Raw genomic sequence first — 23,411 nt, 5'->3', positions numbered from 1 at the left:
ACTGATCGCCTGTAGAGGCAAGAATCTATGTTAAAATGGACAAAACAAATGACGGAGAGGGAATTGAATGTTAGAACAAGCAGAAGCACTCCTGAAACAATATTATGGCTTTGATGCCTTTAGAAAAGGACAGAAACAAGCTATTGAAGCGATTGTAAATAAACAAAAGGATACCGTCTGCATTATGCCGACAGGCGGAGGGAAGTCAGTTTGCTATCAGATCCCTGCGCTAATGATGGAAGGTACAACGATCGTAGTATCTCCGCTTATTTCTTTAATGAAGGATCAGGTTGATGCGTTAAATGAGATGGGCATACGTTCTTCCTTTTTAAACAGCACTCTGTCCGCAGCTGAAATGAATGAAAGGCTGAAAAAATGCGAAAACGGGGAATATGAACTGCTTTATATCACACCTGAACGCTTACAAAATGAACGTTTTTTTCAGCTGTTAGATCGGTTAACGATTCCTTTAATCGCGATTGATGAAGCGCACTGTATATCCGAGTGGGGACATGATTTTAGGCCAAGTTATCGCTTCATTCAAGAATGCTTGAACAAGCTGTCAAAAAGACCGGTGATTGTCGCATTAACAGCTACAGCGACGAAAAAGGTACACCAAGATATATGTGAACAGCTTGGCATAAACGGAGAAGAAACCGTCTTTACTGGGTTTGCTAGAGAAAATTTGTCCTTTCAAGTGATCAAAGGAGAAAACAGTGAACGTTTTATCACACAATATATGAAGAAAAACAGTCTTGAGTCTGGCATTATTTATACAGCCACTCGTAAAGAAGCGGATAATATTTATCATCGACTAAAAAAACAAAAGATCAAAGCTGGCGTTTATCATGGTGGATTGGATGATCATACGAGAGAAGAGCAGCAAAACCTCTTTTTAAATGATGATATCCAGGTGATGGTCGCCACATCAGCATTTGGCATGGGAATCAATAAGTCGAATGTCCGTTTTGTGATCCATCATCAAATTCCAAGGGATATTGAAAGCTACTATCAAGAAGCTGGGCGTGCTGGCAGAGATGGGCTTGAAAGTGAATGCATCTTACTGTTTTCACCTCAAGGTGTAAGAGTGCAGCGCTTTCTCATTGAACAGTCAATAGAAGATGAGACGCGCTACCAGCATGAGCTGCTTAAATTAAGGCAAATGGTGGATTACTGTCATACTGAGCAATGTCTGCAGCAATTTGTGATGGATTATTTTGATCAAACAGCTAGTTCGCCTTGTGGTAAATGCAGCAACTGCCTTGATGAAAGAGAGCGTGAAGAGGTCACAAGAGAAGCACAGATGGTGTTATCTTGTACAGTGAGAATGAATGAGCGCTTCGGTAAAATGATGATCGCCCAAGTATTGGCAGGCTCTAGAAACAAAAAAGTGCTAGAGCTAGGTTTCGATCGTCTCCCTACATATGCTTTAATGAAACAACATTCGGCTCAGCAAATCAGTGACTTCATTGAATTTTTAATTACAGAAGAGTATTTGCACATGTCTGAAGGAGCTTACCCAACACTGAAGGTGACCCATAAAGGGAAGAAAGTGTTAGTTGGACAAGAGGCTGTGTATAAAAAGCAGGCGATCAAAGCAGAAGCCATTCAAGAAAACGATGCATTATTTGAGCGATTGAGATCGCTAAGAATGAAGCTAGCTAGAGAGCAAGGTGTTCCGCCGTTTGTTGTCTTTTCTGATCAAACATTGAAGGAAATGTCAGCGGTAGAGCCTCAAACAGATGATGAATTACTCCAAATTAAGGGGATTGGCGCTCAAAAAAGAGAGAAATACGGAGATGTTTTTTTAGAAGAAATTCGTTTATTTATAGAAAAAGAGAAAAAATAAAGAGTTTGAAGAAGAAAAATAAATATTTTTCGCTGCACTTGGACACGTTTTCAGCAGGCCGTTTTTGATCCTTTTAAAACCTTGATATGGCAGGGAATCAAGCCGTTTTGTGGTCTGATTTACCAATGGAGAGAGATGTTTCATGTAAAGGAACTGTAATCTAAAACATATCGTTTTGTTATTGAATTGACATTTACATATGTTACGATAGCACTCGTTAGCCGCCATAAAAAGCTAACAAGGGAGGATTTACTTTATGAAGAAGACTATTATGTCCTTGGTTGCTGTTGCAGCAATCTCAACAACAGCATTTGGAGCGCAGCAAGCTTCTGCAAAGGAAATCACTGTACAGAAAGGTGATACACTTTGGGGAATCTCACAAAAAAATGATGTGTCTCTAAAGGACCTAAAGGGTTGGAACAATTTATCTACTGATATGATCTATGTAGGTGATAAATTGACAATCTCTTCAAAAGAGAAAACTCAGGAGCAGTATAAAGTCCAGAAGGGGGACAGCCTCTGGAAAATCGCTCAAAAATTCAATGTGTCAATTAGCGATATTAAGTCTTGGAATAACTTAAACTCAGATATAATTATGGTTGGTTCAACACTAAGTGTTGCTGGCCAAAGCTCGGCTCCGGTAAGCTCAGAACCTGTTCAAAAACAGGAACCTGTCCAAAAAGAGCAAACAACGAAAAAAGCTGCTCCTAAAAAGGAAACAGCTAAAGCAGAATCATCTTCTGCTAGTCAGAGTGTACAAAAAGAAATGACTGTTACAGCTACGGCTTATACAGCAAATGATGGTGGCATCTCAGGTATTACTGCAACAGGGGTAAACTTAAACAAAAACCCAAATGCAAAAGTCATTGCAGTAGATCCTAATGTCATTCCATTAGGAAGTAAGGTTTATGTTGAAGGCTACGGTGAAGCCATCGCAGCAGATACTGGCGGCGCAATTAAAGGTAACAAAATTGATGTACATGTACCAAGCAAATCCCAAGCGAAAAATTGGGGCGTAAAATCAGTCAAAGTAAAAGTACTTAACTAGTAAATAATTGTTTTTTGGAAGAAAGCATCAGGTGGCGGCCTGATGCTTTTATTGTACCCTTTTTTTGGTCAAAAATACACATATTTTTCAGAAAAATTTGCATTTTCGACAAAAAGTAGCGCATATCTTATGATACACGCTGGTTTTTTTCGTTAGCTGTCCACCCAATAAATTTCTCCGCTTTGTTCTTTCCAATTGATCTGGACATCAAATTGATGCTTTTCATAAAAATGAATTAAGCGATCTACGTGATCCCAGTCTCTTTTGACGAGGTCGCCAGTAATCACGGGTATGTTCTGCTCTCTTGCGATTTCTTTTAAATGCTTCATGCAGATGGAGCCGTATCCATTATCTGGCGGGCCTTTAATATCGGCAATATGAATCTTTCCTTCTTCAGGATATTCCGCAATTAAGGAAAAATCAGATTGTCCGCGAAAAGCTTTTTCACAATCACTGAGCATAATTTTACATGTATCTGCACTTTCAATGGCAGAGACGATCAGCCACTCATCTTCTTTCGCTTGATCGATGCCAATGATCTTTGCTTTTTTCGAAATATCTTTCATATTTTCTTGCATTCGATACATTTGGAACTGCAATTGCTGTAATTCTTGCTCTAACGTCTTCACATCGTTGGCTGTTTCCTGTAAGATTGACAAGTCCATTACTCCTTTCCTATCAGAAATGATCAAAATCACATAAATTCCAATTTTAAAGGAAGTGGATGGATCTTTCAAGCCGTTAGAACGCCTGCAACCTGCAAGTTTGTCTAAAATTCGACGAAGACAGCGAATTCATTGACTTTATAGAGAAATTTAAATAACATACTCTTAGTCGGAACTAATAAAGAGAGGTTTTCAAACATGAACGAACAGAATCAAAAACCGAAAAATTTTACTGGTATTGTGATCATTTTAACAATTGCCATCAACGGATTAATCGCTTTATTATTTTTAATGCCAAAATCAGATAAATTTAGCCATCTGGATATTACATTTTTGCCGTTACTTAATGCCGTGATGAACAGCTTTACGTTTATCTTTTTACTTTCAGCACTCATCATGATTAAACAAAAGAACATTAAAGCGCACAGACGATTTATCTTTGCTGCATTTTCAACGACACTTGTCTTTTTAATTTCGTATGTGACCTATCACTCAATGGCAGCTGATACCCATTTCGGAGGAGAAGGGATTATCCGTCCAATTTATTTCTTTATTTTAATCACACATATCGTCTTATCAGCAGTCATTGTACCGCTTGCCCTGATTACGCTGTTTAGAGGCGCACAGATGCAAGTCGAGCGTCACCGTAAAATTGCTCGCTGGACCATGCCGCTGTGGCTTTATGTCAGTCTCACTGGCGTCATTGTGTATATGATGATTTCTCCATACTACAGCTAACGTATGTCCAACTGGACATACGTTCTTTTATTTACAAGATGCAGTGCTTTGGATAAAATGGGAATTGGGTATCCGACTTGCACGGTATCTTCCCATCTATAGACTCACATCATTTCTGGCCGTTTGCTCGTTTGGAGAACAACAATTGAACGAAACGGGGGTTATATGATGACTGAACAACTGCAGTATAAACCGGGGCTTGAAGACATTGTGGCAAGCGAAACGTCTATCTCATACTTAGATGTGCAGCAAGAAGAGATTGTAATTCGCGGGTATGACCTCATCGAGTTGGCACAAAAAAAGACCTATTTAGAAACAGCCTATCTGCTTATTTATGGAAGATTACCAGATGCGATGGAATATCACCAGTTTCAGCAAGACATTTCCTCACAAACGAACTTACATTCAACCATTCAAACCATTTTAACAAAACTGCCAAAAACCACACATCCGATGGATGCCATGAGAACGTGCATATCTGCTCTTAGTGGGTACGATGATGCGTTACAAGATCGATCAGAAGCATGCCAGCAAAAGCGTGCTGTTCGATTACTCGGCCAGCTACCGGCCATTGTCGCTGGAAGCTATCATATTCTCACAAAAGACGCCGCTATTTCTCCAGATCAGACCAAATCCTACACTGAAACCTTTTTAACCATGCTAACCGGACGCACGCCAACCCAAGACGAAATCACCGCTTTTGACCAAACACTCACATTATATAGTGAACATGAGCTGCCTAATTCAACGTTTGCCGCTAGAGTCATCGCATCCACACATTCTGATATGTATGGTGCTTTTACTGGAGCAATTTCTTCATTAAAAGGTGACTTGCACGGAGGAGCGAATGAAGCTGTCATGCATATGCTTCTCGAAGGGAAAACAACGGAAGGCTTCCTTGCGCTGATTGAGCGAAAATTAGCAGCAAAGGAAAAAATGATGGGCTTTGGCCATAGGGTATACATGAGAAAAATGGACCCAAGAGCCGCTCTTTTAAAACGATCATTGAAAACGCTTACGGAATCAAAGGGAGATACAACGCTTTATGACATGTGTGTAGCAGGAGAGGCATACATGAAAGAGAAGAAAAACCTCTATCCGAACCTTGATTATTACGCCGCACCTATTTATTACGTGCTCGGGATTCCAATTTCACTTTATACACCGATTTTCTTTGCTGCAAGGGCAAGTGGATTAGCTGCTCATGTCATTGAACAGCATTTGCATAATCGCATTTTCAGACCGAGAGTCCGTTATTTAGGGCCAAGAGGATTAAAAGTTTCAGATGATGATGGAAAAATGGGGGAATGAACATGAATAAAACAGCAGTCGCCAATCAAACGGATCAGCTATTAGAAGAAATCGCAGCCTATGCAGTAGACGGGGAAATTACGAGTAAAGAAGCCATTGAAACGGCACGCTATGTGCTTATAGACACACTTGGCTGCGGAATGCTGGCGCTCAATTTTCCTGAATGTACGAAGCATCTTGGACCGATCGTCCCTGGAACCGTTGTACCTAATGGAGCAAGAGTTCCAGGTACTTCCTTTGTGCTAGATCCTGTTCAAGCGGCTTTTGATATAGGCTGTATGATTCGCTGGTTAGATTATAATGACACGTGGCTTGCAGAGGAGTGGGGACATCCGTCAGATAACTTAGGCGGGATATTAGCTGTGAGTGATTACATCAGCAGAACACGGCTTGCAAACGGGGAAGAGCCGCTTTCGATGAATGACGTACTACATGCGATTGTCAAAGCACATGAAATTCAAGGCGTACTGGCTTTAGAAAATTGTCTGAATCGCAATGGCTTGGATCATGTCCTATTTGTCAAAGTAGCAACAAGTGCTGTTGTATGTGCATTGCTTGGCGGAACAAAGGAAGACGTGCAGCATGTTTTATCGCAAGCGTTTGTTGATAATTCTCCGCTTAGGACGTATCGCCACGCCCCAAACACAGGGTCGAGGAAATCATGGGCAGCTGGGGATGCAACAAGCCGCGGGGTGAGACTTGCAATGATGACACTCAAAGGGGAAATGGGCTATCAAACGCCGCTTAGTGCAGAGAAGTGGGGCTTTGAAGATGTTCTGATGAAAGGGAAATCTCTCACACTCGCTCAGCCGCTAGGATCATACGTCATCGAAAATGTGCTTTTCAAAATTGCTTATCCTGCTGAGTTCCATGCCCAAACGGCTGCAGAGGCTGCTATGATCCTGCATGACGCTGTAAAAGGTCGATTAGATGACATTGACCGAGTAGAGATTACAACACATGAATCAGCGATTCGGATTATCGATAAGAAGGGACCGCTGTATAATCCAGCAGACCGCGATCATTGCTTGCAATATATTACTGCGATTGGATTAATCTATGGTGAGCTCACAGCTGACCATTATGAAGAAGAAACGGCGCAAAATCCGGTCATTGATCGTCTCCGGGATCAAATGGTCGTCAAAGAAGATAAACAATATACAGCGGATTATTTAGATCCGAAAAAGAGATCCATTGCAAACAGTGTGCAGATCTTCTTTAAAGACGGGACGATGACAGACCGAATCGAAATTGAATATCCACTTGGTCATCGCAGAAGAAGGCAGGAAGGCATTCCTCTGCTTGAAAAGAAATGGCTCTATCATTTGAAGACGAGATTTCCACAAAAACAAGTGGATCAAATTGTGTCACTCTGTCAAAATCCAAATCAATTAAAAACAACAACCGTACCAGCATTTATGGACTTATTCGTCATATAAGGGAGGGAATTAGTGTGTGGATCGTGAATGATGAATCAAGTCAAGTAGATTTAGCCGCAGCCTTTCAAGAACAAATGCACAAATCAGCTTTATTTCAAATTCCAGGCGTTCACGATGGAATGTCTGCGCTCTATGCAAAAAAAATGGGCTTCCAAGGGCTCTATTTATCCGGAGCCGCCTTTTGTGCCAGCAAAGGATTGCCTGATCTCGGCATGATCCATTCAACGGAAATGGCTGAAAAAGCAAAGGAAATCATTCGAGCTTCTCAGCTGCCGCTTTTGGTCGATATGGATACTGGCTATGGCGGTGTATTGAATGCTGCAAGGGCGGCAAAGGAAATGGTAGAAAGTAAGGTGGCAGCTGTTCAAATTGAAGATCAGCAAATGCCAAAAAAATGCGGACATTTAAACGGAAAATCGCTCGTTCCAGTAGAAGAGATGATCGCAAAAATCAAAGCCATCAAACAAGCGGCACCAACGCTTTTGGTGATTGCGAGAACCGATGCAAGGTCCGTAAATGGGATGGAGGATGTCATCCGCAGGGCCAATCTTTACGTAGAAGCAGGAGCTGACGCTATTTTTCCTGAGGCACTCATCACAGCAGAGGACTTCACGCATGCGTCAAACAATATTAAAGGACCGCTCCTTGCAAATATGACGGAGTTTGGCAAGACGCCTTATTATCATGCAGACGAATTTTCTGTATTTGGCTTTCAAATGGTCATTTACCCTGTGTCATCACTCAGAGTCGCTGCAAAAGCGTATGAGCGTTTATTTACAGAAATCATGGAGAAGGGGACGCAGCAAGGAATGCTAAAGGACATGCAAACGAGACAAGAGCTGTATGAAACGATTCATTATGATGAATATGAGGAAATGGATCAGCATTTAGCGAAAACGATCCTGCCGGAAATCGGGAAAGAACATCGATAAAATGAAAAGCACTTCCATTTAGGAAGTGCTTTTTTTACGATGATGGTGAGGATGACGAAGCCAATTTCATCTTTTCTTCAACTGTTTTCGTTTTTTCTTTTACTTTTTCAGCATAAGTGAAGTCACCGAAGCAATATGGGTAGCGGAAGTTATCTTTGTTGCCTCCGCACGTATAGACTTCTGGGTTTCGTTTCACTTGCTTTTTAGAGTATTGTTTTGCCAATTTCTCGGAATGTTTTCCCCCGTTTTTTGCAACAAAATCAATATAGCCAATTCCCATATTATAGCTTTGAATAATGGTTTCCAAATCAACGCCTTTTTTCTTCCCATGCTTGTACATAGTAGAAAAATGATGGACTCCTTGTCTAATGCTTTTCTGAGGGTCATTGATTTCATTTCGTTTCAAACCAAGAGATTCAGAGGACTGCATTGGATCTCCGCCTCTGCCTTTTGATTCTTGATACATCATACCGAGGATTAACGCGGTATATTGATCTAAATCTTGATCTCTTAACTCTGTTTCTACAAGCGGTTTGAAATCATCCAATCTCGACAAAACAATTGATTCCGTATCAATCGGCAGCTTTTTTAACTCCTTTTGATTAAAGGACATGACAATGGCTGCTAATACGAAAACAAACAGAAAAATCGTGAAGCAGCCTGAAATGGCAAAACATCCTGTTTTTTTCTTTTTCAAGGTCAGTTCACCCCTGTTTTGCCCCGCTTTTAAAAGGGAAGTACAGCCTTTTTATTATGCCATATCCTGCACAAGATACCAAGTGAAAACCTTATAATCAATCGTACCCAAATGTAAATTCGGGTCTTGTTTTCAGTCTGTAGCAGAAATAAACAAAACCGATAATCAGCCAAAGCAAACCAATGATTAATGCATTTGTACTGATGTTCGTTAACAGCCATATACAAAAGGCCGTCCCGAACAGAGGAATCACTGCGTATCTCAATGTATTGAGTACACCTCTTTGTTTTTGTCTAATGAAATAGTACGCAAAAACAGATAAGTTCACTAATGTGAATCCAATCAACGCGCCGAAGCTGATAAAGGAATAAATGACTTCAAGTTCGCCAACGACTGCGGTTAAGGAGAAAGCACCAATTAATAAAATATTAAAAACAGGCGTTTTTAATCTCGGATGTATATATCCGAAGAAACGCTTCGGTAACGACTCATCTCTACCCATTGCATATAATAGCCTTGCTGCACTTGCATGTGACGATAAGGAAGAAGAGATAACAGCGACCATTGTGCCAGCTAAAAAAAACGAGTGGAGAAAGGCGCCGCCCACAAAATCCGCAATTTCAAGTGAGGCAGCATCGGGATGCTTGAACTGCTGAAAATTTGGAAATACTTGCTGCAAAAAATAAGACGTCAAGGTAAACAGTACGCCTCCAATGGCGACGGTTAAGAAGATGGCAAGTGGGATCGTCTTTTTTGGCTTAATGGTTTCCTCAGACAGGGTCGAAATCGCATCAAATCCTAGAAACGAAAAACATAAAATGGTTGCTCCTGAAAAAATAAGCGCTGGATCTAAGCTCGCCGAATAAAAAGGCCGGGCGGACAATAATTCCCCGCTGCCTGCATTTTGCGTGAGCCCATACATAATAAACCCAACAAAAGTGACGGCGACAATGACCTGAAAGGTCACAAATAGTGCCGTGATGTTGGCTGTAAGCCGGATACCGATTACATTGACAGTCGTTATGGCGATAGCAAGTATGGAGATCCAAATGTAATGAGGTACATCAGGAAAGGCTGCGGTTAAATAAGCACTTCCAATCGCAAAATTCACCATAGGCAAAAATAAATAATCCAGTAAAAGTGTCCAGCCTACAAGAAAGCCAACATGAGGATGAATACTTTTTTGCGCGTATGTATAAGCAGATCCTGCTTTTGGAAAAGCCTTCACCATATTCCCATAGCTAAGCGCTGTCAATAGTAATGCAAGTAACGTAAATATATAAGCTGTAGCGACGTGTCCTTTCGTCAGCTGAGCCACAATGCCGTATGAATCAAATACGACAAGTGGATCCATATAAGCAAGCCCGATCACAACAAGTGGAAAGACAGTCAGGCTGCGTTTTAGTCTTGGCTCTTCAGTCAATTTGCCTATCAGCTCCTCTAAAAAAATGAATAAATAATGCTCATTTTAAAAAGAATGCTACCAAGTGTCAATGCTATTTGAGTAAATCTTTTTTCTAAAGTGTGCTCTCTTTGCATGCCGGACGTTTTGGTATATGATGATACATAGAATAAGTCGTGATTTGACGGACAAGAAAGGTGAAGCAAAATGAAGGAAGAACTGAATACAAATCAAGAACAGGAACGGATGGAGCTGGATGAAGAAAGTCTATTTCTTGTCTCCCAAACCTTTAAAGCTTTATCTGATCCGACACGTATTCGAATTCTGCACCTGCTGTCTCAAGGTGAACACTCGGTAAATGATATAGCAGAAACACTGAATCTCATGCAATCAACCGTTTCTCATCAGCTGCGCTTTTTAAAAAACCTTCGTCTCGTGAAATCTAGACGAGCAGGGACCTCGATTTTTTACAGCCCTGAAGATCAGCATGTGATGGAAGTGCTTGAACAGATGATTCACCATGCACAGCACGATTGATAAAAAACCTTCCTACTTTCATATAGGAAGGTTTTTATGCATGATGCACATGTGTCGATCGTTTATTTGCTTTCATCATGTGAAAAGAAAAAACAACATAGTAAGCAGCTAAAAGAAAAAAGCTGAGCATGGTCATCGCATCATCGCTCACGATGTGCTGATACAGTTCAACGACACTGATTTTGGTCATCGAATGGTTTGTGAGCTCAACCAGCTTAAAACTAAGCCTGGATAAAAACAAACACAAAATGAAGCTTTCAATCCATTTACTCGTTTTCATATACAGCCGGCCATTTTCTTCTTTCATACGAATCGTCTGATAGGCATGAACAGCTAGGCTGCTTCCAAAAAGCATACCAATAGCGGCATAGATGAGGATATTATGATTTTGCCATCCTTCTGATAGGAGAATAAGGGCTGAGAGACCAAAGAGATACATTCTCATCAAAAGCCTGATGGGGCGTACAAGCTGAAAGCGTCTCATTCGATTCATTCGAATCATGATGCAGATCAACATAATGCTCCCAATCACGAACAATTGCCACACGTTATGTGTCATGATGCAACCTCCTCCTGCACGTGCAGGGATGTAAACGAATGCTGGCTGTTACTTATCTTTACCATTCTTTCTTTTTTTATCAAAACAAAACCTACATTTATGAAAAAGAGGAAAAGTCATGAAAATCGACCGCATTTTATCTACTGTGATGCTGCTCATTAGCAAGAAGCAAGTACAGGCGAAAGATCTTGCTGAACTTCACGAAGTGAGTACGAGGACCATTTATCGTGACATTGATACCATCAATCAAGCGGGAATCCCTGTTGTCACAACCCAAGGAGCAGGTGGAGGCATTTCACTTGTTGAGGATTATCGTTTAGAGAAAAAATTATTTACCGATGATGACATCGAGGTCATTTTAACAGCCCTCGAAAGCATGACGAGTGCCTATTCCTTTAAAGAAAGCGAACATGTACTGAAAAAAATCAAATCGCTTATTCCCACGCATACGGGTGAAAACGAAAAGCAGCATCATGTCTTCATTGATTTAAGCTCCTGGGGAAAAGATAGCCAGGCAGAAAAGAAGCTCCAGCTCATTCATACAGCTGCGTCAGCGCACCAATACATTCAGTTTACTTACCGCAATGCGAAAGGTGAAACACTTCCACGCAAAGTGGAGCCTTATACGCTCGTTTTAAAAGGGAGGCATTGGTATTTGTATGCGTTCTGTTGTGTAAAAAAAGCTTTTCGTCTGTTCAAGCTAACTAGAATGACGGGTCTTGTCACCATTTCAGGGTATTTTCAACCGAAAAGAATCAAAAACGAAGAAAAGCCTTGGAATGATTCTTGGCAAGAACAACCGTCGGTCAGCTCTGTCACGCTCAGGTTAACGGAAGCATCAGTGGGGAAAGTGAAGGAGTGGGTAGATGAGAACGAATTGAATGTTTGTTCAGACGGCACTTACCTTGCCACCATTACCGTACCTCTTGATGATTGGTTAAATAGTTTCCTATTCCATTTAGGTCCAGATGTTGACATTCTTTCCCCGAAGCATGTCAAAGAAGCGTTTGACATTCAGTTGAAACAATTTCTCAAACGAATAGAAACTTGACACAATGTTGTCAGGTTTCTTTTTATATGATAGAAAAAAAGGAGATGAGAATGTATGTACGATATCGTGACATTAGAGAAACAATGGATGAAAGGGTTGTCTGTTCGAACAACAAACGAAATGGAGCAAACAAAAGAGCGGAAGATTGCTCCACTCTGGCAACAATTTTTTGCGCAGCAGCTTTACGGAGGGCAAGCGCCCGTCATAGGATTATATTCAGATTATGAAAAAGATGAGCATGGCTCTTATTTATTTACTGCTGGGCAATTCGTGGATCAGCAGGTAGAACATGTCATAGAGATTCCTGCATCGACCTACGCAAAATTCCGAACGAGAAAGGGACCTATTGAAGAGGTTGTGTTGGAGACATGGCAGCAGATTTGGGCGTGGGATGAGCGCCATTACCGCACATATACAGGCGACTTTGAATGGTATGATGAAAGATCTATAGATCCAAAAGAAGCGCAAATTGATATTTATATTGCGGTTGATGAAGAAATGCTTGCTAAAACTAATATCATTAGTTAATATAAAACTAACGACATTAGTTTTAGGAGGACATATGATGAGATTGACAACTTTTGATCGCCTGCACCAGCTCACATTGATGCCGCGTCTATTTCCGGTAAATTGCTATGTATTTGAGGAAGAAAATGGACTGATATTAATTGATGCTGCTTTAAAAATGGCAGCAAGCTCGATCATTGAATTTGCGCACAAAAAAGACAAGCCAATCGACAAGATTATTCTCACTCATAGTCATATGGATCATATCGGTGCACTAGATGAAGTGAAAAAGGCTTTTCCAGAGGCAGTCGTTTATTTATCAAAACGCGATGCCCTCCTTTTTGAAGGTGATTTTTCCTTGCTTCCTGGTGAACCTCAGCAAAAAATTAAAGGCAGTTTTTCAAAAGACATTCACACAAAACCAGATGTGCTTGTCGAAGAAGGGGACGAGATTGGGTCACTTAAAGTCATCTCAACACCAGGACATACACCTGGAAGCATTTCTTTATACGATGAAAGGTCAGGGATTGTCATTGCAGGAGATGCACTTGTGACAAAAGGCGGTTTATTCGTAACGGGTGAGTTTCGCTTGACCTTCCCGTTCCCGGCTTTTGCCACTTGGGATGCAGAAACAGCACTCAAAAGTGCCGAAAAATTGCTGGCACTTCCCTTATCTTGTCTTGCAGTAGGACATGGTGATCTTATCATGGAACCTCATGCCAAGCTTCAAGCTGCCATAACAAAAAGGCAGCAACAGTTAAAGAAAGGGGAGCAGTAAACCGTGTCTCCAAGAATGGGTATCACGCAAGAAAAAATCATCGATACAGCGGCCGCATTTGTTGATGAAGAGGGCTTTTCTGCATTGACCATTGCTACATTGTCTAAAAAGCTGAACATCAGACCACCTTCTCTTTATAATCATGTATCTGGTCTTCTTGAAATTCAGGCGGCACTCGCAGAAAAAGGGCTGTCCATGCTACGTGAAGAAGGTATACACGTAACAGAGGGATTGGATAAAGAAGAAGCTGTGTTAGCCTTTGCCAAACAGTATGTTGAATTTGTCCGCGAACATCCAGGCCTTTATGAAGCGGCCTTTTCACATATGGAGGAGAAAAAAGTAAGAAGTGAGGCAGAGCGCCTTGTTGAATTTGTCCAATCCATCATGGCCCGTTTTGGTGTCAAAGAAGAAGAGATGACACATGTGGTCAGAGGACTAAGAAGCTTATTGCACGGCTTCGGTGATATTTCAAATAAAAATGGATTTCAACGAAAAGAACAGCTTGAAGACAGTGTGAGCTATGCGGTCAAGCTTTATATCTCAGGTGTGTTGCAAAAAGAAGATCTGTCTCATTGACAGGTCTTTCAGATTGTTGACAAAGGGCTAAAATGATTTTTATTTTAGCCCTTTGTCTTCTTTTCAGCGTGAATTGAAAACCCTTGAAGTCTAGGAAGATCGAGCACTGGAGCGGAGCGAATTCAACATTCGTGAGCACCAGCGCGCAGATCTGACAACGAATGCGAGGGTTTGTCTACACGCTGGAAGATCTGTCTCATTGACAGGTCTTTTTTTGGTAGTGAACCGATATGTTAAAGAGGCGACCATCTTGAACCAATTTTTTGACAAAAAAAGAATATACATTTGACAGTTTTGTGAAACATGGTATGCTTGTTATGTGAAATAATTCACATAGAGGAGTAGAGGCAGATGAAAAGAAAGCCTGTTTATGTGGAAACAACCATTCATGCACCGATAGAGAAAGTATGGGAATATACGCAAAATCCAAAGCTTCATGAACAATGGGATTTGCGCTTTTCAACCATTTCATTAAATGAACCTCAAAATGAACAGCCCCAATCCTTTTTGTATGAAAAGCATCTTGGGTTTGGTTTAAATGTCACAGGGACAGGAGCTTATCGAACAAGAATGATGGATGAACGGAATGAGCGGGCATCCTCACTTCATTTCAAATCGTCACACCCATTGTCTTTTATCAAAGAAGGCAGCGGCTACTGGAAGTATATGAAAACAAGCGACCACATTGTGTTTCAAACTCAATTTGATTACAAAACGAAAGAAGGAAAAGGATGGACATGGGCAGACCGGATTCTTTTTCGCCCAATGATCGGGTTTATGACAGCCTTTAGTTTTGGGGCATTAAAGACGTGGCTTGAAAAGGGAACACATCCCCGTTTGTTGCTAGAGAGAACACTTGCTCATTACGGGATTTGTTTGCTGTTTGCCATCGTCTGGCTATGCCAAGCGGTCATTCCTTTTTCACATTCGGCTTTTGATCATAGCACGAGTTTCCGATTGTTTTATGCGCTTTTAGGCGTATCATGGCTAATTCCCAAGCTAACAAAGAAATATCTATTCATTTTTCAAAGTATGTTTCTTCTCATCATGCTTTGTATAGGGGTCCTATCCCCGCAAACGACGCTTCATGAGCCGCTTGTGATGAGTGCATTTTTCATTTTGTCGATTGCAGGTATGATCAATCTAAAAGATTGTGTAGATGTATTTTCCATCAAACGAAAAAGGGGAGGTAGACATGGTCGTTCATCGTCATCAAGTAAAAGATTACGATAAGCTGCATCCAAAGCTAAAAGAGAGATACAACCGCGCGTTTTCTGCTGATGGTACGATGGAGGAAATAGGCGGTGGGTCAAGACTCATTCGGTTGATCTTCAGAATGGGTCCACTGTTTCGTTGTTTTTTCCCCGAGAGAGGGAGAAACATTCCTTTCCAAATAGTCAACGAGCCCTTTGTGACAAATAAGGGGGAGGAAGGGATGCACTGGTATCGAACGTTTTATTTCCCAAAGAAGGAGCGGCACTTTGATGCTGATATGATCATTGATCAGAAGAGTCATACAGTACTAGACTACTTTGGAAAACCTAGATTTCTTGTGTCAGAGCTTCATTTTACAGTAACAAAGCATGGTTTCTTACACATCCAATCCGGCCGGCAGAAGTTTTTTATATTCGGCAGGGAATGGCCGCTGCTTTCATGGCTTTATGGTGTGTCAGATGTAACGGAAGGCTACGATGAACATGCAGGTGAATATACCATTGATGTCCACGTGAAAAATCGCCTGTTTGGTACTCTTTTTACATATAAAGGCCGTTTTACAGAAAGGATGTTTCATGATGAATAAGTGGCATTTGACATCCAGTCTGATCTTCATGTCTTGTTTTATCGCCACCCGTTTCATGACAGGCCGGGTAGCAGAATTTTTTGTTCTCATGGCAATTCTATTTTTTGTTCCCTCTGCCTTACACTTTTTTGAGAAAGAAGGGAAGAAACACAAGCCAGAGAGGCTGATCGGCTTTTTAATGAGAGCCTTTCCACTAGCGGCTCTTTGTGCAACCGCTGCTTTTATCTATCATTCCGCTTGGTTTGCATCGGGATGGCTTTTATATACAATCTTATTGGCGTTATTTGGCTTTTGTCGTTTGCTGAAAAGAGGAATCTTTCCACTTCATGAGCTGATGATTGATGGCGCATGGATGTATCTCGCTTTAGGCGGTCTGTGGTTTTGGCTGTACACAGCAGATATACAGGTGATGACATTTTCGCCGATCATTGTTCTTTTGACCGCTATTCATTTTCATTACTCGGCTTTTTTTATCCCGCTTTTTTATGGATTTTTAGGAAGGCAGCGAACAAAAGAGACAGCTTTATACAAAGCGGCAGGCTGGGTGATTTTGCTGTCGCCTGTGATGATTGCTGTTGGGATTAGCTTTTCCCGTCTATTTGATACGTTCAGCGTCATTCTTTATGTGATGACCCTCTACATATATGGCATCCTTTGTATGAAAACAAGATTTCGGTCAACTTTGGCAAAAGGTCTTGTTGTGTTTTCTAGCTTAGTTTTAATGGGGACGATCGTGTTATCACTTCTTTATTCCGCTGGTATGCTGATGCGTGTGACCTACATCAGCATGGATCAGATGATTTGGTTTCATGGCAGTATCAATGCTTTTTTGGTGATTTTGCCGGGTTTGATTGGCTGGCTGATTGAAGGGCCGAAGGATCAATTAAAGCAGAAGAACTTCCCGATTTCCAAAGTGTATGGCCGGTTTCAACTGATCTCTTTTCAAGAGGAAAGCGTGCATAACCATGAGAAGCTGGGTTTAGTCGATTCGCTTGATGAATTAAATGGAACGACATTTTCAGCTGATAGGGTCTCACCTGTGATTCGCAGATTTTATGAAGACCCTATGGCTTTTACATTAAAAGCAGCCGTCAACTTTCATTGGTGGGTAAGGCCGTTCGTCTTTTTACTTCAGCCGCTGTTTAAGAAAATAGGTCAGCTATATTTGGGGTTATCTCGTCATCCATATGAGATGCAGGGACGTCTGACTAGATTTCAACATCCGAAGGAAGAAAGGGAAAATGTTCGGGCTTGGATACGTCAAAATGTAAAAGGAGAGCAAGTCTTTTTTGCACTTTATGCTCTTCATTACGATGCAGCTGCGGGTTATATGAATATTGCGCTGCCACTTCCGTATTCTCAGCTGACAGCTATTTTAAAACCTTTTAATGAGAAAGAAGATTTTCTATTAAAAAGCGCATGTCCAAAAGGCAGTACCGGTGACGAAGGATTGTATTTGCATACGCCTTTTATCACCATGAAACTGCCAATGGAAGAAAGCTTTCATATGAAGCCGGAGACAGATCAAAGTCTCACAGCGGTACATCAAATGAAGCTGTTCGGTATTCCTTTTTTAACGATTCATTATCATATTGACAGTGAAAGTCATCATGTTAGTCAATGATGTCGCATGGTTCACCGTGCCGAATGATGTTCACAATCGCTTGCCCATCACTCGGATGATGATCTGCATACTGGACTGGCAGCAGTGCAAAAAATACATAGTAGACTGAGAAGTAAGCAAATTGATAGAAAAATTGGTGCTCTGGCAGGAAATCATTGGCGATCATTGTGTTCAGTATGAGAACACTGAGCAGGTTGCATAATGAACCGCCTAAGTAGACAAGAATGTGCGACAATCGGTTGTTTTTCCTCATTTCTTCATAGTGGCAAAATGCATCTAGAAAATAGATTCGTCTAATTTCAACGACGCCTACTTTCAACACTTTTTTCCCTCTGCCAAGCGCAAAGGAAACCTTTGCTCCAAACATCCACGCGACCACAATATGGCCAAGCTGATGCAGGATGGCAACGATAGGAAGAATGACAAAAAACGACCAGCAAAACGTCCACATATCCGATAATGTAAACAAGTGTGAACCCTCCCCAATATATTCGGGAGGAAGCAGTAGGATTATTTGCCATTTTACTGAATTCATTTTCAGGATGCAAACATTTAATACACGACAATAAATTTATTATGTAAACTATAAAGGTGATTTTAACGCTGTATAGGCTTTTTGAACCTCCTCTATGACAAAATGAATGTGCTACAATGAATAATCAATAGATTACGTTACCTTTTATGAAGAGGAGAGAGTCAGATGGCAGATATTGAACAGTTTTTGGCGTTAGATATTCGCGTTGGGACGATCATAGAAGCAGAATTTTTTGCAGAGGCAAGAGTGCCTGCATTGAAGCTCAAGATTGATTTTGGTGAAGAAATTGGTGTAAAGCAATCTAGTGCTCAGCTGACAAAGCGTTATACAGCGGAAAATCTTACCGGCAAACAAATCGTAGCGGTCGTTAATTTCCCGCCAAGAAGAATTGCAGGGTTCAAATCAGAAGTGCTTGTCTTAGGAGGCATGCCGTCAAAAGAAGACGTGGTGTTGTTAGCGACAGATGAACCGGTTGAGAATGGAACAAAAATAGGGTAAGAAAAAAGACATCTTCCTAAGAAGATGTCTTTTGCGTATTGAGGCGGAATAACCACACGCCACATTCGTGTGTGTCTCAAAGAGACATGTTACCCGACTTACACAATTCAGCTCATCGCTTGATTAATATAGCATGGGATGAGCTTGAATGCAACCTTTAAATGAATTCTTTCAGATTTTCTTGTCATTTCACAAGATGAATGACAAGAAATCGATTATTTGGATTATTTTTTCAAAATATATTGAAAAGTCAGATCAGATTTTATAAAATGAATTCATCTTAGTTTGTTTGGTCAATAAACTAAGATGAATTTCAAGTATTGATCCCTTATATTGAAGGAGATGATTCTGTCATTCGACTGTTCTGCTGCGCATTTGGGCTAAGCTGAAAGGAAGAGATGTTCAGCTACATTTTTATAACAAATTGAAAGCGCTTTATATTCCCTGTATTGATTGCTGCTGCCCTCCGTCATCTGTTTGTTAGAAGAGGCTAAGTGAAGAAGGGAGAAAGCTCATGGTTAGTGAGAATTTAAAGAAGATTCGTATGTCTGAAAAAGTGGGATATGCTTCAGGGGATTTCGCATGTAATTTGATTTACGCAACTGTTTCTACGTATCTATTATTTTTCTATACAGATGTGTACGGTTTATCAGCGGCAGCAGCAGGGACGATGTTTTTGGTTGTTCGCGCCATCGATGCGCTTGCAGATCCATTTATTGGTGCATTGGTAGACCGGACGAACAGCCGTTTTGGTAGATTCAGACCTTATTTGTTATTCGGTGCGTTTCCTTTTGTCGTACTTGCCATTCTTTGCTTTACAACACCTGATTTTTCCGAAATGGGTAAACTCATTTATGCCTACATCACGTATGTTGGTTTATCGCTTACATACACATTCATCAACGTTCCTTATGGTGCTTTAACTTCCGCAATGACAAGAAATAACCAAGAGGTTGTCAGTATTACGTCCGTTCGTATGGTGTTTGCCAATCTAGGTGGTCTAGTTGTTGCTTTTTTTGTTCCTTTTCTTGCGACCTTTTTAAGTGATACGACAGGAAATACAGCACTTGGCTGGCAGATGACGATGGCTTTTCTCGGCGTTCTTGGCGGCGCATTACTGATTTTCTGTTTTAAAAGCACGAATGAACGTGTCACGCTTCAAAAGCCAGAGGAAAAGATTAAATTCAGTGATATCTTTGTCCAATTACGAGTGAATCGCCCGCTTGTTGTATTAAGCATTTTCTTTATTATTATTTTTGGTGTGAACTCGATCAGCAACTCTGTTGGGATCTATTATGTGACGTATAACCTTGGCAGAGAAGATTTAGTGAAATGGTACGGACTCATTGGCAGTCTGCCAGCTTTAATGGTGCTGCCATTTATTCCGAAGCTGCACAAGCTGTTAGGAAAGAAAAAGCTGCTTAATTATTCTTTATCGCTGAATATCGTAGGTCTTCTTGCCCTACTTGTGATACCGCCGAGTCAAATCACTTTAATACTGATTTTCAGGCTTGTTGCTGCTGCGGGGAGTATTACAGCGGGTGCTTACATGTGGGCGCTCATTCCTGAGACTGTTGAATATGGCGAATATAAAACTGGAAAAAGGATGGGCGGACTGATCTACGCAGTCATTGGATTTTTCTTTAAATTTGGGATGGCATTAGGCGGGATTGTTCCGGGGCTTGTACTCGATCGATTTGGCTATGTTGCAAACCAAGTGCAGACGCCAGAAGCATTGCTTGGCATTTTAATCACGGTAACAGTGATTCCTGTATGCTTACTGATTTTAGCGATGATTGATATTAATTTTTATAACCTAGATGAAGAAGAGCACCAAAAAGTCGTGAGGGAGCTTGAGAATAGGGATCAAGTATATATCGATCATATGGATGATTTTAAAATGTAGGTCGTGAAAGAGGAGGAAGTTGAATGAAAATCACCAATCCAGTACTCAAAGGATTTAACCCGGACCCAAGTATTTGCCGTGTAGGAGAAGATTATTACATGGCGGTCTCTACATTTGAATGGTTTCCAGGGGTACAAATTTATCATTCGAAGGATCTTGTGCATTGGCGGCTTGCCGCGCGTCCTTTGCAAAAAACGTTGCAGCTGGACATGAAAGGAAATCCTGATTCTGGCGGAGTATGGGCACCGTGCCTAAGCTATGCAGATGGTCAGTTTTGGCTCATTTATTCAGATATCAAAGTAGTGGATGGTCCATTTAAAGATGGTCATAATTATTTGGTTACGGCAAGTGAGGTTGATGGTGATTGGAGTGAGCCGGTTAAGCTTAATAGCTCTGGCTTTGATCCCTCTTTATTTCATGACCAAAGCGGGAAGAAATACGTCTTAAATATGCTGTGGGATCATAGAGAAAAGCACCATTCCTTTGCGGGTATTGCCTTGCAGGAATATAGCGTGACGGAAAAGAAACTCATTGGTCAGCGGAAGGTCATTTTTAAAGGCACACCGATTAAATTGACAGAAGCACCGCATCTTTATCACATCGGTGATTACTATTATTTATTAACAGCAGAAGGAGGCACTAGGTACGAGCATGCGGCAACAATTGCCCGTTCCCCGCAGATTGAAGGGCCTTATGAGGTTCATCCTGATAACCCAATTTTAAGTGCTTTTCACTCACCTGAACATCCGCTTCAAAAATGCGGTCATGCTTCCATTGTTCAAACGCACACAAATGAGTGGTATCTCGCTCATCTGACTGGCCGCCCAATTCAATCAAGCAAGGAATCTATTTTTCAGCAAAGAGGGTGGTGTCCTTTAGGAAGAGAAACAGCGATTCAAAAGCTTGAATGGAAGGATGGCTGGCCGTATGTTGTGGGCGGAAAAGAAGGAGCGCTGGAGGTTGAAGCGCCAGCGATCAACGAAAAGGTTTTTGCTCCTACCTACCATACAGTCGATGAGTTTAAAGAATCAACGTTAAATAGACACTTTCAAACATTAAGAATTCCTTTTACTGAACAGATCGGTTCATTAACGGAAAAACCTCAGCATTTAAGGTTATATGGTCACGAATCTCTAACATCTAAGTTTACTCAAGCCTTTGTTGCAAGGCGCTGGCAAAGCTTTTATTTTGAAGCAGAGACAGCTGTGTTGTTCTATCCAGAGAATTTTCAGCAAGCCGCTGGTCTTGTGAATTATTACAATACGGAAAATTGGACAGCGCTTCAGGTGACATATGACGAGGAACTTGGCCGCATTCTTGAATTATCTGCCTGTCAAAACCTTTCCTTTTCTCAGCCATTGGCACAAAAAATCGTCATTCCAGAGGAGGTCACCTATGTGTATTTAAAAGTGACCGTTCAGAAAGAAACATATACCTATTCTTATTCATTTGATCAAAAAGACTGGAAGGAAATTGATGTGATATTTGAATCTAGCCACCTATCTGATGACTTCATTCGAGGAGGAGGATTTTTTACAGGGGCATTTGTCGGCATGCAGTGCCAGGATACAAGTGGCGAGCGTCTTCCTGCTGATTTCAACTATTTCCGTTATGAGGAAACAGAATAAATAAAAAAAGACAACACGGTAAGAGCTGTCTTTTTTATCTATGAATCTGTCATGGTGAGAGGGTGGCATCTTGCAGGAAAGCTTCAATGACGAGAGATGTCATCCCTAATACTGGTGCGTTGTGTCCTAATGACGATGGAAGCAGCTCGACATGTGAACTGAATTGAGTATCCATCCTGGAGGAGACCTCCTCTTGAATCACACGTAGAACCGTTGGCTGCGCTTCAATCACCTTGTTTCGTAAAATAATCGCTTGCGGGTTAAAGGTATGGAGGACGTTTGTGAGACCAACCCCAAGGTAAAAGCCAAAGTTGCGCAGGGCATTGAGGGTTTTCATGTCATTTAACGTCGCCAGCTTTTCCAATTCTTGATGAGAGATGGGCTGATCATTTGTTTGAAGGGACTGAAACAAGGCTTTCTCAGATGCATACAGCTCCCAGCAACCACGGTTTCCGCAGCTGCATGTTGGTCCATTAAAGTCGATGGTCATATGTCCCATTTCACCAGAAAAGCCATATGCACCTCTGTATAAATGATGATTGATAATGATCCCGATTCCAATGCCGGTGCCGATGCTGGCATAGATCAAATGATCATAATGTTTAGCGGCACCAAAGATTTTTTCACCATATGCACCGGCATTTGCTTCATTTTCAATGAAGACGGGTACTTGGAATGCGTCTTGGAGCGTTGTTTTCATGTCAACATTTTTCCATTTAGAATGCGGCGTAAACACGATTTGTTGATCGGCATCCACTAGCCCGGGTATACATAGGCCAATACCTATGAGCCCATATGGGGAAGAGGGGATTTGGGCCTTCAACTGCTGTATTAATTCAGTTAATATGCGTATGGTCACATCAGGAGCGCTTGATGGGAGCTTGATCTGTTCTTCTTGAAGGATGGACCCTTCAAGGTCGGTTAAAATGCCATTGACATAATCAACGCCGACATCAATCCCGATGGAGCAGCCAGCACGTTTATTAAACATCAGTAAAACCGGTCTTCTCCCGCCGCTAGACTCACCTTGACCGATCTCATAGACGAGTTGCTCTTTCATTAATGTACTCACTTGAGAGGAAACAGTCGATTTATTTAACCCAGTGCGTTCAGATAATTTAGCTCTAGAAATTGGCGCATGCTGGAGAATTTCTTTTAATAATAGCTTTTGATTTATTTTTTTCACAAAGTTCTGATCAGCGATATCCATGTTATCCACTCCATTTGTTTCGTCTTTAGATTAAGTGAAGAAAAAAGCTGCTTTTCTACGCATGTAATCTGTAAGAAGGATGATTTTAACTTTATTATAACGAAAATATTTCTAAAAAAC

Annotated in this window: 23 protein-coding genes; 17 read left to right on the top strand and 6 right to left on the bottom strand. The window is 41.2% G+C overall.

What is annotated here, in order from left to right; translation table 11 throughout:
• The first annotated feature begins 67 nt into the window (after nucleotides 1-67).
• A complete protein-coding gene (gene recQ, locus NSS78_RS09695; protein WP_106028810.1) occupies nucleotides 68-1,849 on the top strand; it encodes a DNA helicase RecQ in 1,782 nt (593 codons plus the stop codon).
• A gap of 256 nt (nucleotides 1,850-2,105) precedes the next feature.
• A complete protein-coding gene (locus NSS78_RS09690; RefSeq protein WP_003216022.1) occupies nucleotides 2,106-2,897 on the top strand; it encodes a 3D domain-containing protein in 792 nt (263 codons plus the stop codon).
• A gap of 152 nt (nucleotides 2,898-3,049) precedes the next feature.
• On the opposite strand, the gene NSS78_RS09685 is transcribed toward NSS78_RS09690, so the two are convergent.
• Complete coding sequence (locus NSS78_RS09685) at nucleotides 3,050-3,562, bottom strand: hypothetical protein (protein ID WP_050782689.1); 513 nt, start codon at nucleotides 3,560-3,562, stop codon at nucleotides 3,050-3,052.
• A 198-nt stretch (nucleotides 3,563-3,760) separates the two neighbouring features.
• Here NSS78_RS09685 and NSS78_RS09680 point away from each other — a divergent pair, with 198 nt between their 5' ends.
• The 4 genes from NSS78_RS09680 to prpB all read left to right on the top strand — a co-directional run bounded on the left by NSS78_RS09680 (nucleotide 3,761) and on the right by prpB (nucleotide 7,982).
• Nucleotides 3,761-4,300 (top strand): DUF420 domain-containing protein, encoded by a 540-nt coding sequence (locus tag NSS78_RS09680; protein ID WP_003215636.1) that lies wholly within the window; start codon nucleotides 3,761-3,763, stop codon nucleotides 4,298-4,300.
• A 168-nt stretch (nucleotides 4,301-4,468) separates the two neighbouring features.
• Nucleotides 4,469-5,611, top strand: a complete 1,143-nt coding sequence (gene mmgD / locus NSS78_RS09675; RefSeq protein WP_137055098.1) for a citrate synthase — start codon at nucleotides 4,469-4,471, stop codon at nucleotides 5,609-5,611.
• Nucleotides 5,612-5,613: 2 nt separating this feature from the next.
• Entirely contained in the window at nucleotides 5,614-7,050 is a 1,437-nt protein-coding gene (locus tag NSS78_RS09670; RefSeq protein WP_050943930.1) for a bifunctional 2-methylcitrate dehydratase/aconitate hydratase, read from the top strand.
• Nucleotides 7,051-7,064: 14 nt separating this feature from the next.
• Nucleotides 7,065-7,982, top strand: a complete 918-nt coding sequence (prpB, locus tag NSS78_RS09665) for a methylisocitrate lyase (RefSeq protein WP_050943931.1) — start codon at nucleotides 7,065-7,067, stop codon at nucleotides 7,980-7,982.
• Nucleotides 7,983-8,016: 34 nt separating this feature from the next.
• On the opposite strand, the gene NSS78_RS09660 is transcribed toward prpB, so the two are convergent.
• Both NSS78_RS09660 and NSS78_RS09655 read right to left on the bottom strand, forming a co-directional pair.
• A complete protein-coding gene (locus NSS78_RS09660) occupies nucleotides 8,017-8,679 on the bottom strand; it encodes a lysozyme family protein (protein ID WP_003215897.1) in 663 nt (220 codons plus the stop codon).
• A gap of 97 nt (nucleotides 8,680-8,776) precedes the next feature.
• Nucleotides 8,777-10,102 carry an APC family permease gene (locus NSS78_RS09655; protein WP_327839373.1) on the bottom strand — a complete coding sequence of 442 codons (1,326 nt, stop codon included), beginning with the start codon at nucleotides 10,100-10,102 and terminating at the stop codon, nucleotides 8,777-8,779.
• Between the two features lie 186 nt (nucleotides 10,103-10,288).
• On the opposite strand from NSS78_RS09655, the gene czrA reads away from it, so the two are divergent.
• On the top strand, nucleotides 10,289-10,618 hold the full coding sequence (gene czrA, locus NSS78_RS09650; protein WP_007500691.1) for a Zn(II)-responsive metalloregulatory transcriptional repressor CzrA: 330 nt from the start codon (nucleotides 10,289-10,291) through the stop codon (nucleotides 10,616-10,618).
• A 34-nt stretch (nucleotides 10,619-10,652) separates the two neighbouring features.
• On the opposite strand, the gene NSS78_RS09645 is transcribed toward czrA, so the two are convergent.
• Complete coding sequence (locus tag NSS78_RS09645; protein ID WP_212046004.1) at nucleotides 10,653-11,177, bottom strand: mother cell-specific membrane sporulation protein; 525 nt, start codon at nucleotides 11,175-11,177, stop codon at nucleotides 10,653-10,655.
• Between the two features lie 118 nt (nucleotides 11,178-11,295).
• Between NSS78_RS09645 and NSS78_RS09640 the strand changes: the two genes are divergently transcribed.
• The 7 genes from NSS78_RS09640 (at nucleotide 11,296) to NSS78_RS09610 (ending at nucleotide 17,514) form a co-directional block, all read left to right on the top strand.
• Nucleotides 11,296-12,228, top strand: coding sequence for a YafY family protein (locus NSS78_RS09640; protein WP_113387082.1), 933 nt, complete (start codon nucleotides 11,296-11,298; stop codon nucleotides 12,226-12,228).
• Nucleotides 12,229-12,282: 54 nt separating this feature from the next.
• Nucleotides 12,283-12,756, top strand: a complete 474-nt coding sequence (locus NSS78_RS09635) for a GyrI-like domain-containing protein (RefSeq protein WP_106032551.1) — start codon at nucleotides 12,283-12,285, stop codon at nucleotides 12,754-12,756.
• Nucleotides 12,757-12,793: 37 nt separating this feature from the next.
• Nucleotides 12,794-13,513, top strand: a complete 720-nt coding sequence (locus tag NSS78_RS09630; protein WP_212046005.1) for an MBL fold metallo-hydrolase — start codon at nucleotides 12,794-12,796, stop codon at nucleotides 13,511-13,513.
• 3 nt (nucleotides 13,514-13,516) lie between these two features.
• Complete coding sequence (locus NSS78_RS09625) at nucleotides 13,517-14,089, top strand: TetR/AcrR family transcriptional regulator (protein ID WP_050943937.1); 573 nt, start codon at nucleotides 13,517-13,519, stop codon at nucleotides 14,087-14,089.
• A gap of 351 nt (nucleotides 14,090-14,440) precedes the next feature.
• The gene (locus tag NSS78_RS09620) at nucleotides 14,441-15,322 is read left to right on the top strand and encodes a hypothetical protein (protein ID WP_342468118.1); all 882 of its coding nucleotides are present in this window, start codon (nucleotides 14,441-14,443) and stop codon (nucleotides 15,320-15,322) included.
• The gene (locus NSS78_RS09615; RefSeq protein WP_212046007.1) at nucleotides 15,285-15,890 is read left to right on the top strand and encodes a DUF4166 domain-containing protein; all 606 of its coding nucleotides are present in this window, start codon (nucleotides 15,285-15,287) and stop codon (nucleotides 15,888-15,890) included. The genes NSS78_RS09620 and NSS78_RS09615 overlap by 38 nt, the downstream gene beginning before the upstream one ends.
• The gene (locus tag NSS78_RS09610) at nucleotides 15,883-17,514 is read left to right on the top strand and encodes a YndJ family protein (protein ID WP_212046008.1); all 1,632 of its coding nucleotides are present in this window, start codon (nucleotides 15,883-15,885) and stop codon (nucleotides 17,512-17,514) included. Before NSS78_RS09615 ends, NSS78_RS09610 begins: the two co-directional genes overlap by 8 nt.
• Here NSS78_RS09610 and NSS78_RS09605 read toward each other — a convergent pair.
• Complete coding sequence (locus NSS78_RS09605; protein WP_003216048.1) at nucleotides 17,504-17,983, bottom strand: site-2 protease family protein; 480 nt, start codon at nucleotides 17,981-17,983, stop codon at nucleotides 17,504-17,506. The two genes, NSS78_RS09610 and NSS78_RS09605, sit on opposite strands and share 11 nt — an antisense overlap.
• A 231-nt stretch (nucleotides 17,984-18,214) precedes the next feature.
• On the opposite strand from NSS78_RS09605, the gene csaA reads away from it, so the two are divergent.
• The 3 genes from csaA (at nucleotide 18,215) to NSS78_RS09590 (ending at nucleotide 22,081) form a co-directional block, all read left to right on the top strand.
• A complete protein-coding gene (gene csaA / locus NSS78_RS09600) occupies nucleotides 18,215-18,547 on the top strand; it encodes a chaperone CsaA (protein WP_003215734.1) in 333 nt (110 codons plus the stop codon).
• A gap of 514 nt (nucleotides 18,548-19,061) precedes the next feature.
• A complete protein-coding gene (locus NSS78_RS09595) occupies nucleotides 19,062-20,453 on the top strand; it encodes an MFS transporter (RefSeq protein WP_003215869.1) in 1,392 nt (463 codons plus the stop codon).
• A gap of 23 nt (nucleotides 20,454-20,476) precedes the next feature.
• Nucleotides 20,477-22,081 carry a glycoside hydrolase family 43 protein gene (locus tag NSS78_RS09590; protein WP_327839369.1) on the top strand — a complete coding sequence of 535 codons (1,605 nt, stop codon included), beginning with the start codon at nucleotides 20,477-20,479 and terminating at the stop codon, nucleotides 22,079-22,081.
• Between the two features lie 49 nt (nucleotides 22,082-22,130).
• Here the strand turns inward: NSS78_RS09590 and NSS78_RS09585 are convergent, their stop codons facing one another.
• Nucleotides 22,131-23,291, bottom strand: a complete 1,161-nt coding sequence (locus tag NSS78_RS09585) for an ROK family transcriptional regulator (protein ID WP_050943942.1) — start codon at nucleotides 23,289-23,291, stop codon at nucleotides 22,131-22,133.
• Nucleotides 23,292-23,411: the final 120 nt, after the last annotated feature.

The organism is Bacillus sp. FSL W8-0920 (assembly GCF_038593215.1).
GTDB classification, from domain to species: Bacteria; Bacillota; Bacilli; order Bacillales; family Bacillaceae; genus Bacillus; species Bacillus pumilus.
Note: the sequence above shows the minus strand (reverse complement) of the source record. Positions and strands in the feature narration are given on the sequence as shown.

Excerpts from the sequence above, each read along its gene's own strand:
- recQ (WP_106028810.1), top strand. The coding sequence starts at position 68 with ATGTTAGAACAAGCAGAAGCACTCCTGAAACAATATTATGGCTTTGAT.
- NSS78_RS09690 (WP_003216022.1), top strand. The coding sequence starts at position 2,106 with ATGAAGAAGACTATTATGTCCTTGGTTGCTGTTGCAGCAATCTCAACA.
- NSS78_RS09685 (WP_050782689.1), bottom strand. The coding sequence starts at position 3,562 with ATGGACTTGTCAATCTTACAGGAAACAGCCAACGATGTGAAGACGTTA.
- NSS78_RS09680 (WP_003215636.1), top strand. The coding sequence starts at position 3,761 with ATGAACGAACAGAATCAAAAACCGAAAAATTTTACTGGTATTGTGATC.
- mmgD (WP_137055098.1), top strand. The coding sequence starts at position 4,469 with ATGACTGAACAACTGCAGTATAAACCGGGGCTTGAAGACATTGTGGCA.
- NSS78_RS09670 (WP_050943930.1), top strand. The coding sequence starts at position 5,614 with ATGAATAAAACAGCAGTCGCCAATCAAACGGATCAGCTATTAGAAGAA.
- czrA (WP_007500691.1), top strand. The coding sequence starts at position 10,289 with ATGAAGGAAGAACTGAATACAAATCAAGAACAGGAACGGATGGAGCTG.
- NSS78_RS09645 (WP_212046004.1), bottom strand. The coding sequence starts at position 11,177 with ATGACACATAACGTGTGGCAATTGTTCGTGATTGGGAGCATTATGTTG.
- NSS78_RS09640 (WP_113387082.1), top strand. The coding sequence starts at position 11,296 with ATGAAAATCGACCGCATTTTATCTACTGTGATGCTGCTCATTAGCAAG.
- NSS78_RS09635 (WP_106032551.1), top strand. The coding sequence starts at position 12,283 with ATGTACGATATCGTGACATTAGAGAAACAATGGATGAAAGGGTTGTCT.
- NSS78_RS09630 (WP_212046005.1), top strand. The coding sequence starts at position 12,794 with ATGAGATTGACAACTTTTGATCGCCTGCACCAGCTCACATTGATGCCG.
- NSS78_RS09620 (WP_342468118.1), top strand. The coding sequence starts at position 14,441 with ATGAAAAGAAAGCCTGTTTATGTGGAAACAACCATTCATGCACCGATA.
- NSS78_RS09615 (WP_212046007.1), top strand. The coding sequence starts at position 15,285 with ATGGTCGTTCATCGTCATCAAGTAAAAGATTACGATAAGCTGCATCCA.
- NSS78_RS09610 (WP_212046008.1), top strand. The coding sequence starts at position 15,883 with ATGAATAAGTGGCATTTGACATCCAGTCTGATCTTCATGTCTTGTTTT.
- csaA (WP_003215734.1), top strand. The coding sequence starts at position 18,215 with ATGGCAGATATTGAACAGTTTTTGGCGTTAGATATTCGCGTTGGGACG.
- NSS78_RS09595 (WP_003215869.1), top strand. The coding sequence starts at position 19,062 with ATGGTTAGTGAGAATTTAAAGAAGATTCGTATGTCTGAAAAAGTGGGA.
- NSS78_RS09590 (WP_327839369.1), top strand. The coding sequence starts at position 20,477 with ATGAAAATCACCAATCCAGTACTCAAAGGATTTAACCCGGACCCAAGT.
- NSS78_RS09585 (WP_050943942.1), bottom strand. The coding sequence starts at position 23,291 with ATGGATATCGCTGATCAGAACTTTGTGAAAAAAATAAATCAAAAGCTA.